Annotated in this window: 16 protein-coding genes; 6 read left to right on the top strand and 10 right to left on the bottom strand. The window is 63.4% G+C overall.

What is annotated here, in order from left to right; translation table 11 throughout:
* Positions 1-30 precede the first annotated feature (30 nt).
* Positions 31-1,260 (top strand): site-specific integrase, encoded by a 1,230-nt coding sequence (locus ncot_RS10190; RefSeq protein ID WP_206064925.1) that lies wholly within the window; start codon positions 31-33, stop codon positions 1,258-1,260.
* A 37-nt stretch (positions 1,261-1,297) separates the two neighbouring features.
* Here the strand turns inward: ncot_RS10190 and ncot_RS10195 are convergent, their stop codons facing one another.
* From ncot_RS10195 to ncot_RS19465, 5 genes are all read right to left on the bottom strand, one after another.
* Positions 1,298-1,492, bottom strand: a complete 195-nt coding sequence (locus tag ncot_RS10195) for a helix-turn-helix domain-containing protein (RefSeq protein ID WP_168617514.1) — start codon at positions 1,490-1,492, stop codon at positions 1,298-1,300.
* Positions 1,485-1,736, bottom strand: a complete 252-nt coding sequence (locus ncot_RS10200; RefSeq protein ID WP_168617515.1) for a hypothetical protein — start codon at positions 1,734-1,736, stop codon at positions 1,485-1,487. The genes ncot_RS10195 and ncot_RS10200 overlap by 8 nt, the downstream gene beginning before the upstream one ends.
* A gap of 358 nt (positions 1,737-2,094) precedes the next feature.
* Complete coding sequence (locus tag ncot_RS10205) at positions 2,095-2,367, bottom strand: helicase C-terminal domain-containing protein (RefSeq protein WP_206064926.1); 273 nt, start codon at positions 2,365-2,367, stop codon at positions 2,095-2,097.
* A gap of 1,047 nt (positions 2,368-3,414) precedes the next feature.
* Positions 3,415-5,112, bottom strand: a complete 1,698-nt coding sequence (locus tag ncot_RS19460) for an ATP-dependent RecD-like DNA helicase (protein ID WP_206064927.1) — start codon at positions 5,110-5,112, stop codon at positions 3,415-3,417.
* Between the two features lie 119 nt (positions 5,113-5,231).
* Complete coding sequence (locus ncot_RS19465) at positions 5,232-6,110, bottom strand: hypothetical protein (RefSeq protein WP_206064928.1); 879 nt, start codon at positions 6,108-6,110, stop codon at positions 5,232-5,234.
* 111 nt (positions 6,111-6,221) lie between these two features.
* On the opposite strand from ncot_RS19465, the gene ncot_RS10215 reads away from it, so the two are divergent.
* The 5 genes from ncot_RS10215 (at position 6,222) to ncot_RS10235 (ending at position 11,305) form a co-directional block, all read left to right on the top strand.
* Positions 6,222-6,533 carry a hypothetical protein gene (locus tag ncot_RS10215; protein WP_168617516.1) on the top strand — a complete coding sequence of 104 codons (312 nt, stop codon included), beginning with the start codon at positions 6,222-6,224 and terminating at the stop codon, positions 6,531-6,533.
* A gap of 165 nt (positions 6,534-6,698) precedes the next feature.
* Positions 6,699-7,634, top strand: coding sequence for a site-specific DNA-methyltransferase (locus ncot_RS10220; RefSeq protein WP_206064929.1), 936 nt, complete (start codon positions 6,699-6,701; stop codon positions 7,632-7,634).
* Positions 7,635-8,297 (top strand): hypothetical protein, encoded by a 663-nt coding sequence (locus ncot_RS10225; RefSeq protein WP_168617518.1) that lies wholly within the window; start codon positions 7,635-7,637, stop codon positions 8,295-8,297.
* On the top strand, positions 8,294-9,490 hold the full coding sequence (locus tag ncot_RS10230; RefSeq protein WP_168617519.1) for an AAA family ATPase: 1,197 nt from the start codon (positions 8,294-8,296) through the stop codon (positions 9,488-9,490). Before ncot_RS10225 ends, ncot_RS10230 begins: the two co-directional genes overlap by 4 nt.
* Positions 9,491-9,493: 3 nt before the next feature.
* Positions 9,494-11,305 (top strand): DUF2357 domain-containing protein, encoded by a 1,812-nt coding sequence (locus tag ncot_RS10235; protein ID WP_168617520.1) that lies wholly within the window; start codon positions 9,494-9,496, stop codon positions 11,303-11,305.
* On the opposite strand, the gene ncot_RS10240 is transcribed toward ncot_RS10235, so the two are convergent.
* The 5 genes from ncot_RS10240 to ncot_RS10260 all read right to left on the bottom strand — a co-directional run bounded on the left by ncot_RS10240 (position 11,265) and on the right by ncot_RS10260 (position 17,052).
* Entirely contained in the window at positions 11,265-12,266 is a 1,002-nt protein-coding gene (locus ncot_RS10240; protein ID WP_168617521.1) for a hypothetical protein, read from the bottom strand. The two genes, ncot_RS10235 and ncot_RS10240, sit on opposite strands and share 41 nt — an antisense overlap.
* A gap of 689 nt (positions 12,267-12,955) precedes the next feature.
* The gene (locus ncot_RS10245) at positions 12,956-13,291 is read right to left on the bottom strand and encodes an Lsr2 family protein (protein ID WP_168617522.1); all 336 of its coding nucleotides are present in this window, start codon (positions 13,289-13,291) and stop codon (positions 12,956-12,958) included.
* Positions 13,292-13,976: 685 nt separating this feature from the next.
* Positions 13,977-14,174 (bottom strand): hypothetical protein, encoded by a 198-nt coding sequence (locus tag ncot_RS10250; RefSeq protein WP_168617523.1) that lies wholly within the window; start codon positions 14,172-14,174, stop codon positions 13,977-13,979.
* A gap of 568 nt (positions 14,175-14,742) precedes the next feature.
* Positions 14,743-15,735 carry a GTP 3',8-cyclase MoaA gene (gene moaA, locus ncot_RS10255; RefSeq protein WP_168617524.1) on the bottom strand — a complete coding sequence of 331 codons (993 nt, stop codon included), beginning with the start codon at positions 15,733-15,735 and terminating at the stop codon, positions 14,743-14,745.
* A gap of 111 nt (positions 15,736-15,846) precedes the next feature.
* Positions 15,847-17,052 carry a tartrate dehydrogenase gene (locus tag ncot_RS10260; RefSeq protein ID WP_168617525.1) on the bottom strand — a complete coding sequence of 402 codons (1,206 nt, stop codon included), beginning with the start codon at positions 17,050-17,052 and terminating at the stop codon, positions 15,847-15,849.
* Between the last annotated feature and the right edge of the window lie 95 nt (positions 17,053-17,147).

Raw genomic sequence — 17,147 nt, forward strand, 5'->3', positions numbered from 1 at the left:
GGGACCAAGGAACGGCGCAGGTTCGGGCAGGTGAGCAAGCTTCCGAGCGGTCGCTACCGCGCCCGGTACGCCGACCCGGAGGGGCGACGCAATGACAAGGGCGAGCCCGTGCGGCACAACGCTCCCCACACGTTCGACACCAAGGAAGATGCCCAGGCGTGGCTCACCGATGAACGCCGCCTCATCAGCACCGGCAGCTGGACATCACCGGCCGACCGCTCCGCACAGCGGATCCAGAAGCTCCCTACCTTGGCCGAGTACGCTCCGCGCTGGGTCGAAGCTCGACGGGTGAAGGGACGCCCCCTGGCCGACCGCACGCGCGATCACTACACGGATCTGCTCGACCGCTTCATCCTCCCCACGTTCGGACGCGTCACCCTCAAGGCGATTACGCCCGAGTCCGTGGCGCACTGGTACGACACAGCCATGAGCGGCAGGGCCACCACACAGGCACACTCCTACTCGCTGCTGCGCGCGATCCTCGCCACAGCTGCCGATCCTTCACAGAACTCAGGTCGCGCTCTGATCCCGTTCAACCCCTGCAACATCCGGGGCGGTGGCTCAACGGCCCGTCATCGTCGCGTCGACCTCGCATCTGCCGAGGATGTCGCCACGATCGTCAAGGCGATGCCCGAGCGGCACCAGCTCATGGTGCTGCTCGCAGACGGCACCGGCCTACGTTTCGGTGAGCTGGCCGAGTTGCGCCGCAAGGATGTGAAGTTTCCGGCCAAGAGCGCGGAGGCCGGCTCCCCCGGCACCCTGAAGGTTCGGCGCGGCGTGGTCCGCTCGAGGTCAGCCGGCGTCGTCGCCAAGGCACCAAAGAGTGACGCCGGAATCCGTGATGTACCGATTCCCCCGCACCTGCTCGCAGCGATCCGCGCGCACCTGCTCGAGCACGCAGCGCCAGGCGCCGAGGGACTGCTGTTCCCTGGCCGCACGGGTGGCCACCTCTCCCCCAGCGCGTTCTACGGCAAGGCCGGGAAGATCACCAAGGACGGCCGCGAACTCACCAAGGGATGGGGCTGGTACGAGGCGCGCCGACTGATCGGTCGCACGGACCTGCACTTCCACGACCTGCGGCACGGTGCGCTCACAGAGGCAGCACGTCACGGCGCCACGCTCGCCGAACTCATGGCGCTGGGCGGTCATTCGACGCCGTCCGCGGCTCACCGCTACCAACAGGCCGCATCTGGACGGCTGGCCGATCTAGCGCGCAAGAGATCCGCGGCCGCCGGCTGGACTGTGGATGGGGCGCAATGACCAGCATCGGACCCGTCACAGCCGAAGCACTGATTCATCAGCGAGCTGACGGGATCTGTCTTGGCGCGGCTTCCAGGTCGTCGAGCTTGATGCGGATCGCGCGCTTGCCGCAGCGGTAGGCCGGCAGGGTGCCGGCAGCGATCCAGCGGCGGATGGTCTTGACCGAGACCGACATGCACTCGGCGGCTTCTTCGAGGCTGAGGTAAGTCGGGATGCCGCGCCGGTCATGCATCGGGGCTCTCCTCCGATCGCGGAGACGTGGCTGTGGCGAGGAAGCGCCGGGCTTCGGCGACAGTGATGTAGAGGCGGCCGATGCCTTGGAATCGGGTCCAGCGTGGCCCGACACCTCGTCGCCGCCAGTTGTGGACGGTCCGTTGCGGTGTGCGGATGAGGTCGCAGAACTCCTCGAAGAGGATCAGTGCGTTGTCGTCCCGGTCGGTCGGGATGTTGATGGGTGTCATTGCGTTGCCTTCCATCGGTGGCCACCTGCGATGTGGTGGCCTCACAGAGGGAGAGGCAACGTCCCGCGGTCCTGATCGGACAGCCAATGTCTGCTCACGTCGAGACCAGCCTCTCTTGGTCACCTATGTCCCTGGCGGTCTCCCTGCGATCAGTTGTGGCGAGTTTTCTTCGTCACCGGCCGATGCCGTGCGAACGCGGTGGCGTCGTGGGCACCGGCTGAGGTGGACGTCGTGGGCCGCTTCTCGGCAGTGGCGCTTGCAGGCTCGCGGAGTGTGACGGCGCATTCGAGCCGTACCGCTCGATGTCCTCCTTCGCCACCTGCGCGGCGTGTCCGGGTCCAGGATCGGCCCGGTCGCGCGCGAACACGGCCACTCACTGCCTCCGGGCGTCATCTGCGGATTCGGCAACCAGGTGGGCGACGTTCGACTTGCGCCCGCGAGTCATCGCGACGTACGCCGATGCCGCGGTCGTGCTGTCGCCGAGTGCGAAGTGAGCGTGGTCGACGGTGTCGCCCTGGGCGCCGCACACCGTGGTGGCGTAGGCCAGCTCGACGTGTTCTCGCACGTACGCCGCGGGCAGGTTCCGGCTGCCATTCGGGCCGTGCACCTTGAGCCCTCCGGAGCCGCTCCGAGTGAACTGAGCCATTGACACGAGTTGACGTCTTCTACCGGCAAATGACACTTGACCTGCACAAACGGTGGACCCTGGTCCTATCGCGCTGGCGATCGTTGCCAGTCGTTGACAGAGTTTCTGGCCTGTTTTTGGACACCTTCAAGTCGGCGAGCACGCCCCCTTGGCAGTCATGCTTATCCCTCTGTCCGGCATCGACGAGAATGGCGTTGCAGGTGGCCGGCCCCGCCAGTGGCAAGCATCATTGCGGTCTTGACCGCGATGAACCCTCGACTACCGCTCTTGTGTGTTCAGCGGCGAGCGCCTGCTGTCCGACCTGGCAGCTCCGAATGCACTCACACAAAAGATGTTCTCGCGGCCAGTTGGCGTCGACAACACGGACTGTCGGAGGTCTCGGGACGAAATCACAGCGTTCGGCGACTTCGGCCGAGATCGAGTCATCGCAGGACAGAGCCGGTTGAGAAGAGCAAAAGCAACGCATTCGACATGGTGCGTCATCTGGAAGACACGAATGATTCTGAGCGTGCGCGCGGTCGCTTGCGGATCACTGCGTTCCACGGCGCGAAGTGACCGTTGACCTGTAGGTTTGCATGCCGAAGGCGGTGTAGGTGGCTGCACAGCTCTGCGCCCCTCGGAGGTTCAAAGCGCGCCCAAACCGCGCCCTCGTGTCATCTACCGCAGGCGCTCGCGTAGGAACGCGAGCCGGAGCCCCACCGCAGCGCGTCGGACCACCCTGGCCGCGTAAGGAACCTGTCGATGACCGCCCTCGGGCGGCGACTACGGCGGCGTGCGAGTTCGAGCTCTATTACGAGGTCTATTCCCGCGTGGGTGACTGTCATGTCCCAGGACATCGGTGACGCCCACCGGCTGAGTGCTTGGAAGCGGTCCCTGACCTGCGAAGACGCCTTCCAGCGTCTTCCAGTGTCGGGTCGTTTTTCGTTCGCGTGTGGCACCAGTGTGTCCCGGCACTCAGCGTGTTTCTGAGTGGCCCCGAAACCTGTCAAAGATCAAACTCCACCCGTGGTGGACGTGGTGCGCGTTCCCCGCGAAAGAAGCTGGCCTTCACCCACCGCGGATCGGGACAAGCCTCCTCCGGTTCGATAGCAGTGCTACGTCCTTCCTCGTATCGCCGACCTGCAGCCGACTGAGGACTGTCTGCTGGGTCTCCGGCGACCAGTAGATTTGCAGTTCCCGCCGCGCCCGTGTGATGGCCGTGTAGAAGATGTTGTGGCTGATGTCGTCCTCGTTGGCGCTGGTGATGACGATCTTCACCGTGTCGTACTCAAGACCTTGTGCCTTGTGAATGCCTACCGCGTAGGCCACTTGGAAGGGCACAGTGGTCGTGTCGAGGTCGTCGTCCTCATCACTGATGTCTATGTCGTAGACCGAGAACCGGACCGTCGAGTCAGCCACCCAGTGGAGATCAAAGTAGCCATCTACATCGAGCCCGGTGACGGGTCGGTCGAGCCGAACATCGAACTGGATGCTCCCGTCTTCGGACTCAACGCGCATGATGGTCCCCTTGAGATTGTTGTAGATCAGCGGCTTAAAGCGATTCGTGTCTGCGAACAGCACGGGGTCGCCGACCTTGAAGACAGCGGGGCCCCAGGCCACGGCGGGGTTGGGGTTGCTGGCCTGAAGGAAGCGGTTGATGTTGTTGATGCCGTACAGCCCGTCGTAGTTGAGGGCGAGGATGATGTCGTCAGCGGAGTTCTTCGCGAGAAGCGTGGCGTCCAGGGGCGTGGAGTACCCGTTCCGTGCAATGACCTCAGTGATGCCATCATCGAGGGTGCGGACCTTGCTCCAGAGGTCGACCAAGGCGTCGCTGCTCGTGCGGTAGGGAGTCGTCAACTCGAAGACGGACGCTGCCGGGACGTAGGACCGGATGACGTTGAACCAGTTGCCGAACCTTATGGACTCGATCTGGAACACGTCGCCCACGAGGACGAGCAACTTAAAGTTTGTCGTCTCCAGGATGGCCAGCAGGTCCGAGTTGCTCACGGTTGAGCACTCGTCGATGACCAGCACGTCGTACTCGCCGCTCGGGGTGTGCTTGTGGCTGGCGACGGTCCGGAAGATCGCGTTCGGCGCGGTCAGCCGCCGACGCAGATTCTCGACCGCAGGGTGGGTGTTTGCGAGGAACAGCTTCGGGTTGCCGGCGAAGTAGCTCGCAATGTGGTCCACCATGCGCGTCTTTCCCGTGCCTGCCGCTCCGTAGACCAGCGCGACCCGAGACTGGGCGAAAAGCGTGATGAGTGCCTCCCTCTTCGCCGGGTCGTCAACGACGTGCGCCGTGGTGCCAAGCCACTGCTCCACCGCCGCGGTGTAGCCGCTCACTCCCCCAGCCGCATGCTCCTCCAACATGGTCACAATGTCGTAGGTGTCGTCCTCGTATCCCTGGATGAACACGTGGCCCTTGTCGAGGACGAGGTCTCGGGCCGGGCGATGGGTGTAATAGAGGTTCCCGTTGTAGGTGTCGATGAGGTCGCCCACGTCGCCGAGGTCCTCCAGTTCTGCGACCGGCGTGTAGAGGACGCCCCTGTCCTCCACGTTGCGCTGAACTCGCCGTGCCAATAACTCATGGGTCCGGCCGTCGGGGTCAAGGCTGTTGATGAGGTCCCAGAAGCGGGGGTTGTGCGCCCGCGGCGCCGTACAGAACGGCATGTCGTCAAAGGGAATGCAGCCGTAGCTCAGGTTCAGGTTCGACAAGCGGGTGTTGGGCTCCCAGTAGTACTGCGCCTTGAGGACCTCGTTGCGCATCCGCAAGAGCAGGTAGCGGAGAACGTTGTGCCCACGCCGCTCTCCTCGAATAATGCAGCGCGCCTCATCCATCGCGGGGAAGATCTGCGGGTTCTTGGTGCTGACAGTCCCCCGCGCCTTCAGGTCGTCGTAGCGCTCGGGCGTGGCGTCGATGAGTCGAGCAGTGTCGAGCCAGCGGTGAGGCGGCCCATCACGAACTTGTACTCGGCGGAGTCGGTACGCACCTTCTTGGTGTCCTGACCGACGATGCTCGCGAAGTGTTCCAGCTCGCAGGGACGGATGGAGACTTCCCAGTTCCTGATGAGGGTCACCGGCATCTGCTGGCCGAACACCTCGATGGTGGCCGCTTGGAGCCCGAGGTTGGCGGAGTAGTTGTCCGCGATGTCGATGCTGGTGAAACCGATGATGCGGTCGGCCTTGCTGACCCGGTTGACCGCCTTGTAGAAGGTGACCTCGTAGTAGACGCGACCGCCCGTGACGAAGGGGCGGGTCTTGTGGATGTAGTAGCGATCCCAGCGTTCAGAGGTCGCTCGCCCGGGCTTGTCGACCTCGAGGGCAATCTTCTCGTGGTACTCGGCAAGTGCCGGGTCTTGGTCCAGAGGGAAGGATTCGAGGTTGCCGAGGATATCCACGCCGGCCTCGCCACGCAGCAAGATCCGCAGCCGAAGCAGGTACTCGTGGTAACGGAGCATGAGTCGCTCGGACGTGTCTTCGTCGAAGGTGTAGTGGGAGGTGGACGGTTGGAGGAGCGCGTGGAACTTGCTGACGAAATTGAGACGCCCGTTGGCCTTCACCCAGGCCAGCGCGGCCTCGATGGCAGCGTAGTCATGCTCGGCATCCCCGCTCGCCGTGTGCAGGAGGACGGCAACCCCTTCAACCAGATTCCGCAACTGACCGAGCACGTTCTGCGACAGGAGGTCTCGCTGGTTAGCCAACGTGGAGATGTTGGAGCAGACGACTTGGTCTACGGCGTCGATGTGGTTGGCGACCGTTGCCACTCGTGATCCTCCCGCGCAAGATCAATCTTCGGACAGGCTCAGACGCTAGCGCGAAGGCCCCCAAGCTGAGGGAGAATCGACGAGTTCGGGGAGACAACATAGGCTGATGCTGTGGATGACGGCCTTTTGGCAGATCCCCGCCCGGTCCAGCCGCAGCAGCCGGCGCCCAGCACCGAGACCCTTCCTGCCTGGCAGATCGCCTCACTGCGCAAGGGTCTCGACGACCTCGGCCTGATAACGATGGAAGAGCGTCAATCTCTTGTAGTCGAGTTGGCCGGCCGCCCGGTTGCCTCGCTCCGTGACCTCACAGTCGCCGAGGCCCGAGTCATCACCGAGGAGTTGGCCGCGCGCAAGGGGCCAGCTCAGACCTCCGGCAGTGCCTGGGACAACCGCGACGCGGATACGTGGATCGACCGGCTCTGATCATGCCGACACCGAACTGTCGGTGGTCGCCTCCAAGATTGAAGCCAATCCGGACGGTAGATTCAGACCAAGCAGTTCAGGGCGAAGGGGTTTCACATGGCTAGACGAGCGGCATCGCGCGCTCCCCATGTCCCCTCCAGTGCTTCACGACTCCCGGACGGTCGTTTGAAGGACACCCCGGCCAACCGAGCCCTGCATCCTGTGGAGACCCCGCAGTCGCTATTCGAGAGCCCCGCGCTCAAAGAGCAGGCCTACTTCTCCGACAGCCGGTCGCTGGTTTTCAACAACGACGTGTCGAAGGTGCTGCAGGTCCTAGCGAACGAGGGTGTCCAGGTCGACTCAATCGTGACCTCGCCCCCGTTCTACGGCCAGCGGGACTACGGCGTGGACGGCCAAATCGGCCTCGAGCAGCACCCGCAGGAGTTCGTCGACGCCCTCGTTGAGATCTTCGAACTCTGCCGGCCGATCCTCAAGGACACCGGCAGCATGTGGGTGAACCTAGGCGACACCTACTGGAGCGGTAAGGGTGCCCACAAGAGCAGTGAAGCCAAGCAAGGTGCGCGGCGCTTCGGCGTACGTCCGCAGGACCTCCCAGGCGACGGTCTCTGGGCTCGCCCGAAGCAGCTTCTGCTGATTCCACACCGCTTCGCGATCGCGATGCAGGACGCGGGGTGGCTCGTTCGCAACGACAACGTCTGGATCAAGCCAAACCCGATCCCGGACCAGGTTCGCGACCGGTCATCGATGAGCCACGAGTACGTGTTCCACATGACGAAGGAACGCTGGTACTACTACGACCGCGCCCCGGTCGGGCGGGTGTCCTCGACTGGAGGAACGCTGCCGCCCCTGTCGACCTGGGTCGTGAGACCGTCCCGTGGCAACAAGAAGCACAAGGCTTCGTTCTCCGAAGAGCTTGTGCGCATCCCCGTGCTTGCGACGACACCGAAGAACGGCATCGTGCTCGACCCATTTGGCGGAAGCGGCACCACGCTGCGCTTCGCTCGCAAGAATGGCTTCCGCAGCATCGGTATCGACCTGAACCCCGACTATTGCGAGGAAATGGCGACGTCGCTGCGCGAGCTAGCTGAGCAGGAGGACTGAGTGCCCAAGTATCTGGCCGAAGCCGAGATCCGCCACGCCGTCGAGCAGCTCGAGCGGTCGTCCGCCCGCCAGCGGATGTGCGAGTTCCTCATCGCACTGCGGACGCTGAAGCTTGCCGGTACGCAGCAGGTGGCGGTCGCCGAATCTGTGTCGGACTACGTGCAGGCCGTCAACGAGCTCACCAACTGGGCCAGTCCCGACGACGTCGACAAGCCCTACTTCAACCCGTTCGGCAGCGAGGCCGCGTTCAAGGGTCCGAAGTTCCCGTCCAACGGCCCATCGAACACCATGCACGGCTGGGCCACCCAGGCTGACTCCCCGCTGGAGATCATCCAGAAGACCCGCCCCAAGTCGATCGCGCGCCGGCCCATCTCGGAGGCTCAGCTGTGCACCTTCCTGCTGAAGCGTGCCGGTGGCCTGGAGCCCCCGCGACTGATCGACATCGCGGTCTGGTTCTTCCGGTCCACGGACCTCGAGGGTCAGGGCGGCAGCCTGCCGACGCGCGTTGAACTCGAGGCAATGGTCGCCGAGGAGATCGGCCTGACCGACGAAGACGTCGCCGCGCTCTTCCGGCTCGAGGCTGACGACACAGACGCCGACCAGCCCGACGTCGCTGAGGCCAGCGGTGAGGACACCGACGCCGAAGCGGAGACCCTCCTGTGACGCTCAAGTTCGCCGACGAGGCCGCGGATCCGCGCACCTACCTGCCGCAACAGTCATCCGGACCGCGCCAGGCGCCTTCGCAGGCGTCGGGTCGCATCGGCCAAGTGTGCGAGTACATCGAGGCGTCCGGGTTCACCTTCGAGCCCTGGCAGGTCGCGACGTTCGTGACGGCGCTGCAGACCAAGCCGTTCCTGATTCTCGCTGGCATCTCGGGCACCGGTAAGACCAAGCTGCCGCAGCTCGTCGCGGAGGCCACCGGCGCGAAGGTCGTCATCGTGCCGGTCCGTCCCGACTGGACTGACTCCAGCGACCTGCTGGGTTACGAGCGTCTCGGCGGTGAGTTCGTCCCCGGCCACCTGCTGACCCTTTGTCAGCGGGCGATGCAGGAGAAAGACACCCAGTTCTTCTTCGTGCTCGACGAGATGAACGTCGCCCGGGTGGAGTACTACTTCGCTGAGGTTCTCAGCGTGATGGAGAACCGTCGCTGGACTGACCAGGGGACGGCCATCAGCCCGCCGCTGAACCTGCTGGCCCCTGACCTGTCTGCGAACGAGCAGGGTGGCATCGACTGGAGTGGTGTCTACCTGCCGCCGAACGTTTCGGTCATCGGCACCGTCAACATGGACGAGACCACCCACGACTTCTCCCGCAAGGTACTCGACCGCGCGTTCGTCCTCGAGCTCTCCGAGGTCGACCTGTCGGTCTACGGCACAACCGCCGCCTCGCTCCCGGCCCCGGCTGTCTGGAAGGCGCCTGAGTGGTCGCCGGCTCACCTGCGACTCGCTGACGTTCCCGATGTTGAGTCGAACCAGACCATCGTCGAGGCCGTCAACGCGCTGATCCGGGCCAACGAGTCGCTGCAGCGCGCGCAATTGCAGGTCGGGTTCCGGGTGCGTGACGAGGTTGCGCTGTTCTGCCTCAACGCTGCCGGTTCGGCGGAGCACTTCGTCACTCGCGACGAGACCGTCATCGCGCCGCTCGACCTCTGCCTCAGCATGAAGGTGCTCCCTCGCCTGCAGGGCGGCGGCGCGCTCCTGCGTGATGTGCTCGTGGATCTGGCTGGATGGACCACCTCCAGCCCCAGCGAGGCTTCCGGCTCTGAGAGCCCGTCTGGCTTCCCGCGGACCGACGACCGCGTCCGGTTGATGCAGCAGCGGCTCGACCAGACCGGATTCACCTCGTACTGGGTCTGACCCATGAGCCTTCGTATCCAGACTGACCGCTGGGACATCACCGTCGAGGGCGTCAACAAGGCGAGCGTGTGGGAGGGGCGCGCCGGCGCTCAGCAGCCTCGCCTCCGCGTGACGACAGAGGGCCGGGACCGCGTCCTCGAAGTCACGGCCGATGGCACGACGAGCCATCCCGAGGCGCGGACATACGACGGAGTCGGTGCACGCCTGGTCGAAGAGACGAACTACCGGCTGAGCATCGTCAACAAGGTCGGCAACCAGCCCACCATGGCCCACCTCGACCCCGCGCTGGTCCGCGACGTACGCCCGATCCCGGGGTACGCAGACGTCCTCAGCGGAAACATCAACTTCCGCTCGCAGGTCGGAGACAGTCGATTCCTGATCAGCGATGACGAGTCGAGCATCGAGGTAATCGTCGAGGTGCGCCCGTCGAAGCTCGACTACGAGACCGACTACGAGGAGCTCCTGGACAGCGTCACGGGTCTGGCGCGTCAGCTGGTACTTGAGTTCCTCCGCGCCACCACCCGTGGCGCCAGCACTGGCTCTGATCCGGCGACACGCCAGATTGAATGGCTTCTCCTTCTTCGCGAGGAGGTGCAGGGGCTGAAGCAGGCGCTGGCGTACATCGCAGCGAATCCGCACCAGCAGCTCGTGCGCGAGACTCAGCTGGTCGCGGCCGAGCGCATCCGTCGCCCTTCGGCCGCGACCCTTCGGGCGGTGGTCCGCGGTAGTGGCGAGGGCAGCTGGCAGGTCTCGCCTGGCATCGGCCGCCACAGGTCCCGCCTTCCCGCATCGCAGCCGTACGAGACGCTGGACAGCCCGGAGAACCGCTGGCTGCGCGTGCAGTTGGAGAGGGCGACGAATTCGCTGGCCCAGTTGCGTGAGGCCCACGAGGCATCACAGTCGAACCGCAAGGGAAAGCCGAGCGCCCGCAACGTCGCGATCGCGAACGAGCTCGCAGCGATGGAAGAGTCGCTGGTGCCATTCCTGAGCACGTCGCCGCTCACGGACGCCGCGCCTATCGTCGCTCAGGGGTTCACGTCGCTGACGCTGCAGGGCCGCCCGGGCTACCGCGAGGCATACCAGGCTCTGCTCCGGCTCAACATGTCGCTAATCGTTGGTGGCGACGCGGTCAACATCCCCATGCGGGATCTCTCAGAGCTGTACGAGATCTGGTGCTTCCTCGCTGTGGTCCACCAGGTCTCCGAGGTTCTCGACACACCGATCGACGTCTTCGACCTGATCGAACTGCGCGACACCGGTGTCCGGCTCAACCTCGTCCCGGGCGCGAAGAGCACGGTCAAGATCCAGGCCGCCACCTGTGCCGCCAACGTCACCTATAACCGTGAGTATCAGATGCGGTCGGGTCCGCAGCGGCCCGACATCGTTATCGAGTTGCTTCGCGATGATATGCCGCCGGTCTTGCTGTTGCTCGACGCCAAGTACCGCGTCGACTCCACCCCTGAGTACGTACGGACGTTCGGGTGTCCGGGACCGCCAGCGGACGCCATCGGCCAGTTGCACAGATATCGTGACGCCATAACCGTGAAGTACCCGAGGTATCGGCGGGGTCGTCCAGTGGTTCGAGCTGCTGCCCTGTTCCCCCTCGGCGAAGGCGATTCCCAGGCGTGGGTGGAGCATCCGTACTTTGGGGCCATCGACGAAGTAGGCATCGGCGCACTGCCATTCCTGCCCAGCAACACCGCTTGGGTGGAAGAATGGCTTCGTCACGGAATCGACGCCCCAGCAGATCGTCTTGCGTGGCCCGGTCCCGACTTCATCGCGTGGAGCCAGGTCCGGAAACCTTCCCACCTCTGAGCGACCGATCTCCCGACGCTAACCACGCGGCCTCGCTCTCGGCCTGAGCGACATAGCGCAGCTCGAGGGCACGTGCGATCCTCCGCTGACCAGGTGACGCCGCCGTGTGAGTCAGCGCATCCACGAGTTGATCGAGGGTGCGGGCATCAACTAAATCAGAGTCAGCGAGGTGGTCGGCATAGTCGTCGACCAGGATCCGTGAGGACAAGTCGTCGCGATGGTGCACGACGAGCAGGTGCGGCACCACCGCACGCCCCAGCAGGTCCTCGGTCACTGCCACCCCAAGGGCGTGACATCGGACCAATTGATTTAGTTGCGGCGCACCAAAAACCGCATCCGGGTCGTTCCAGACCCCTACGCGTGCAGCGAGCTCGCGATACGGCCGCTTATCGATGTCGACCCGCCTGCTGTTGAACCTGTCGGCGTACTTGGTCTCAATCGCGACCAGCTCGTCGCCCGAACGCGTACGCACCTGGACCAGGGCATCGATGCGCGTCATATCGTTGAGGTACTCGCTGCGGCGCCGTGGGGCATATTCGACCCACACACCGGTGATCCGCTCGAGGTCCGGCCGGTCGAGAAGAAGTCCCAGCGCTCGTGCCGCCCACCGAGGCGATTCCTGCATCGTGCCGAGCAGGTTTAGGGTGAGCGTCTGGCTCGAGGTTAGGTATTTTGTGCAACGGACCGGGTCAACGCCCCACCCTGCTGCCCGGCGTCGCTGGTAGAGACGCTGAGACGCCTCCGAAGTGAAGTTGTGCCCAGCCACCGCATCAGCATCCGTCAAAATGCTTCCGAGCGCCCGCGGAGCCCTTCCTGCGGTCACGCCGAAGCTAGGTAGCCCGAGCACGGCGGCGCGATACCACGACTGGTGAAAGCGAACTCGGCGTGCGAGAACCGGCTCGTCGGGGCGCTGGGGTCCGATGACGTTGAGATCGACGTCCCTCCACCTAGTCGCACTCACCTCACAAGGGTAGGCGCGACGTTTGCCGATGCGCGGATCGACGCGTCGTCGCCCAGATTGTGGCGGGCCTTCGGCCTGCCGAGCGAGCCGATCCAAAGCATCAGCGTCCGCAAGCCCAGTAGCATCAACTTGATTGCGTCCCACCCGAGCCCGAGAACCCCAAGGTTCAACCACCCCGGAGCACCAGCGGCCACGGCCTCCGCCGTGGCGTGCATGGCGATGAGAAGTGCAGTCCCTAATGCGAGCAGCCCGACAGCAGTTCGAAGTCGCGGCGGCGCTACTCGGACGCGACGTCGCACCTACACCCACCTCATGCCCACCAGCGCCGACCGCACCCGCGCAGCCATCGACACCGCTTTCACCACGGATCGAACCAAGGACGAGAACTACAACGAGGCCGCCGACGAGTACACGTCAACCACCTAGCACCCAAGACGCTGCACCCCAGGATGGACGCCCGAAGCGACGGATGGTCACTCACCGGAGGTCGGGGGAAAGAATTGAACCTGCTACCCCTTGCCTCAGTGCGGTGAACGATTGCTCCGCCCCGCCGCTAGCCGGGTTTCCGCACGAATAGGTGACAGCCCGAAGAGCCCGCAGGGCCTCAATCCTGGATACCGGGCTACGGTCGAGTGTGAGCCGAACGCGCCTTTCTCGGCTTCGTCGTCATGTGCCGCAACGCTTTTGACTCAGCCGTCTTGAGCTGCCGAGTACTGCTCGAGTACCGCCTTGGGGATGCGGCCGCGATCGGATATCTCGAGGCCATTGCTCGCGGCCCACTTCCGGACAGCAGTGAGATTCTGATTGGTGGCTTTAGGCTTCGTCGAGCGGCTTGTTCTGTTCGAACTCCTCGGGACCTTGGTGGCAGCCGAGATGTACGGCTTCAGAGCCTTCTCCAGGCCAGCAAGATTCTTCTTCCCAAGGTCGATTGTGTAATCGGTACCTTGGAATGCGAACGAGATTTCCTGGGCGTGCTTGGATCCGTCCAAGTCGTCAGTGATCTGGATAAGGGTGGTCTTTGCCATGACACGATAATGACGGCAGATATGCGACAAATCCACTCACGCAATGCAGCAGGCTCCTTCTGGTTGACCGCGAGACGTAGAACTACAACCGGGCCCGCTTCAGGACCAGGTGACAGATCCACCCCAAGTGCAACGAGACTCGGCGTCACAAGCGGGATCAGCGTGCTGAGCGCAATGGGCGGTCTGTCCGCCCCACGAAGAATTCTCGACGAGCTTGATCGGTCCGGACTGCTCGAGTCCCTAGGTGCATAGGGGCCCGCCGCGGTCTGAGTGCGGATGTTGACCGCAGTGAAGAAAACCACTGCAACCTCACCTGGACAAACGAAGTTCGATACCCGGCGATCATCTCGGTGGCCCGCTGTGGGAGAGCTCAGGCTCACGTCGTCCTGTCACGAGGCTATGCAGCAGACCCGATGGGACTGCTGCAGGTTCGGGTGACAGGTTGACGTGCCCCAGTTGCGGCACGAAGACCTGGAATCACAACGGGATCAGCGCTTGGTGCGCAGGCCTTGTACATCACCGGCCCGGACTCGCTGACCCTCCATCAAGTAGCCGAGCCCATTGGGGCAGCTTGCCGGCGGTCCAGTGGCGGGCGTCGACGAGTCAAACGACGAGCCCGAGGACCGGATGCGGGCCGACGGCTCAGATGGGGTTCGTTGGGTACGTCCACGCCCGTGACTTCATGTCAGATACGCCCGGCAAAACAAGGTGCCCGAGTAGGCAGCACCGCGACGAACGGCACCGTTCGGGGGACCTCGCCGCTAGCGGCGGCGACCGGGTCGATGGTGTCGCCGGCCCAATCGACCAGCATCGCCCGGACATGCTCGTGGGGCAGCGTCGCGACCAGATCGGCGGCGATGTCCTCTTCGCTGAGCACCGTCACCGTGGTGAGCCCTCGTTTCCTCGATCATGCGAACGGGACTGCAGCAAGCAGCGTCTCTGTGTGAGGTAGTTGAGTGCCGCGCGGGCTTCAGTCTCCCCTGGCCGACATGCGGACAATGGCTGCTGTCACGAAACTGAGCCCTAACACCCACTCAACTGCAGAAAGCGCCCATTCTCCATGTATGGCGAGGATCAGACCGGCCCCTAGAACGACTAGGCCGAATATGAGAACCTGCATGACCGTATATCCTTAAGTTTCGTAAGAGGCGATCCATAGTTTCGCCTTCACTCGCTCCCCGGAGACTCGGCATCGATTCGATTTGGCGCCGGGCTTCCCTACCCGTTTCCGCACATAAGTACTGCCGGACTACTCCTGAGCAGGGTTCTTGATCTCCTCGTGTCACAGCCATAACTCGGTGAGTTGGGACTACTGCGTGCGTCTGTTGTTCTCGCCCGCCAAGGTTTCAGAAGTATGGCCTCGGGCAACGTATGGTCGTGGGCCAGTAAGCGATTCGTGCGACAATCGCTGTCAAGCGCTCCGTCGGGGCCACTGTTTGAGGCATGTTCTCCTAGCCTCCGATCGCAGACATGGGACGGGTTGGCTGGAGAAATCTTGAGTCGTTGATGCCGTGGCCCGGCAACTTCCCTGCCACGGCGGCAACCCAACGTTGGGCCAACTCCTCGTCGGAAGCTCCTGCACGAAGAGCACCCCGTAGGTCAGACTCCTGGTGGGCGAAGAGACAATTGCGCACCTGGCCGTCAGCCGTCAGCCGGACTCGATCGCAGTCCCCGCAGAATGGACGCGTGATCGACGCAATCACGCCCACGGTGGCAGGACCACCGTCGACCACAAAGAGCTCGGCGGGGGAACTCCCGCGCGACTCCCTCGCTGGCGACAACTCGAATTCTGTGCTGAGTGACGCAAGAATCTCGTCGGCTGTAATCATCGTGTGCCGACGCCACCCGTGCTGCGCATCCAGCGGCATCTGCTCGATGAAGCGCAGGTGATAATCACGTGCCAGCGCCCAGCGAAGGAGCTCCGGACCTTGGTCATCATTAACCCCGCGGAGCAGAACGGCGTTGATCTTCACCGGACCGAGTCCGGCTTCGTGGGCAGCTTCAAGGCCGGAGATTACGTCGTGCAGCCGGTTACGTCGGGTGATTTTGGTAAAGGTGTCAGAGCGAATGGTGTCGAGGCTGACATTGACTCGGTCGAGTCCCGCTGCAGCGAGCGACTGCGCTTTGCGGGCCAGCCCGAGTGCATTCGTGGTCAACGATATCTCGGGGGCCGCCTCGAGGGCGGCGGTGCGTTGAACGATGTCAACAAGACTTCTACGTAGCAAGGGCTCGCCCCCAGTAAAACGCACCTCGCGCACTCCCAGCAGAGAGGTTGCGATACCAATCAGGCGCACCAACTCATCGTCGGTGAGCACAGACTCGTCAGGCAACCAGGCGAGACCTTCAGCTGGCATGCAATAGGTGCAGCGCAGATTGCAATGGTCCGTCAACGAGACCCGTAGGTCAGAAGCCGTGCGGCCGAAGGCGTCACTCAATGTCCCCATGGGACCAACCTCCCGAGACTGTTCCTCGAACCACTGCAGCCGTATTAGTCCGATCTGTCCGAACTCCCGCAACCAGAGCAGCCTTCATCGCCACATCTAAAACCCGGTCCACTATCTCTTAGTCTCCTTCGATCGCGACTTAGCGAACCTTTCGGGCGTACCGCGCTCGTGACCTAGCGCCCCGAAAGATGGTTTCCCCCCCTCGTTCGAACCTGATCCAGAGACAGATGTTGATGGCTTCCGCATCACCAGCGTTTCGCTGGCCTGAGACTGCAGCCTGTCGACGATCGCCGCAGCCACTTCATTAGTCCCTGAGGTACCCCCAAGGTCAGGTGTGCGAATTCCGTCAGCCAACACACCCTCAAGAGCTGACATGAGTGTCCGGGCCGAAGTGGGCTGTCCGATGTGCTCCAACATCAAGGCGCCGGCCCAGATCTGACCAACAGGATTGGCGACCCCCTTACCCGCGATGTCCGGTGCCGAACCGTGTACTGGCTCGAACATGGAAGGATGCTCCCGTTCGGGGTTCAGATTTGCCGACGGGGCAACGCCAATCGAACCACCGACAGCGGCTACCAGGTCGGAGAGAACATCACCGAATAGGTTCGATGCGACGATCACATCAAGCGACAGCGGCCTCAGGACGGTTCGCGCCGCAAGCGCATCGATCAACACAGACTCCAACCGGACGTCGGGATAATCCACTAGTACCTCCGCGATCACCTGATCCCAGAACGGCATCGAATGGATGATCCCGTTCGATTTGGTCGCCGATACCAGTGATCCGGAACGGCTAGAGGCCAAAGTCGCAGCGTATCTAGCCACTCTGGTAATTCCAGCACGGCTGAAGAGCGCCAGTTGGGTGGCTACCTCCTCCGGTTCGCCCTGGTACGCCCGACCTCCCATCTCGGAGTACTCGCCTTCAATGTTTTCGCGAACAACCACAACGTCTAGCCCTGCGGCATCCCGTAAAGGTGAGTTCACGCCGGGAAGCAAACGCACAGGTCTGAGGTTGACATATTGAAGGAAGGCCCGTCTGATCGGGATGAGCAATCCCCACAGACTGACATGGTCTGGAATCTCAGGATCTCCCACAGCCCCAAGGAAGATCCCGTCTCCGTCGGCGATCTGGTCAAGCCCGTCTCTTGGCATCATTTCACCATCTAGACGGTAGCGATCCGCCCCCCAGTCACGGTGCCGCCAATCGAAGCTGAACCCATCTCGTCGCGCCACCGCATCCAGACAGCCGAGTGCGGCAGGGACGACCTCTTGCCCGATCCCATCGCCTGCGATCACGTCAACCGTGTAGTTCTCCATGCCTGCCTACTCCTCTAAACCCGTCCAGGGTGCACGATCTGTGCTTCGTGCCCCAGGAGACTCGAAGCACAGATCGTCAAGCTATCTATCTCGTC

Source organism: Nocardioides sp. JQ2195 (assembly GCF_012272695.1).
GTDB lineage: Bacteria > Actinomycetota > Actinomycetes > Propionibacteriales > Nocardioidaceae > Nocardioides.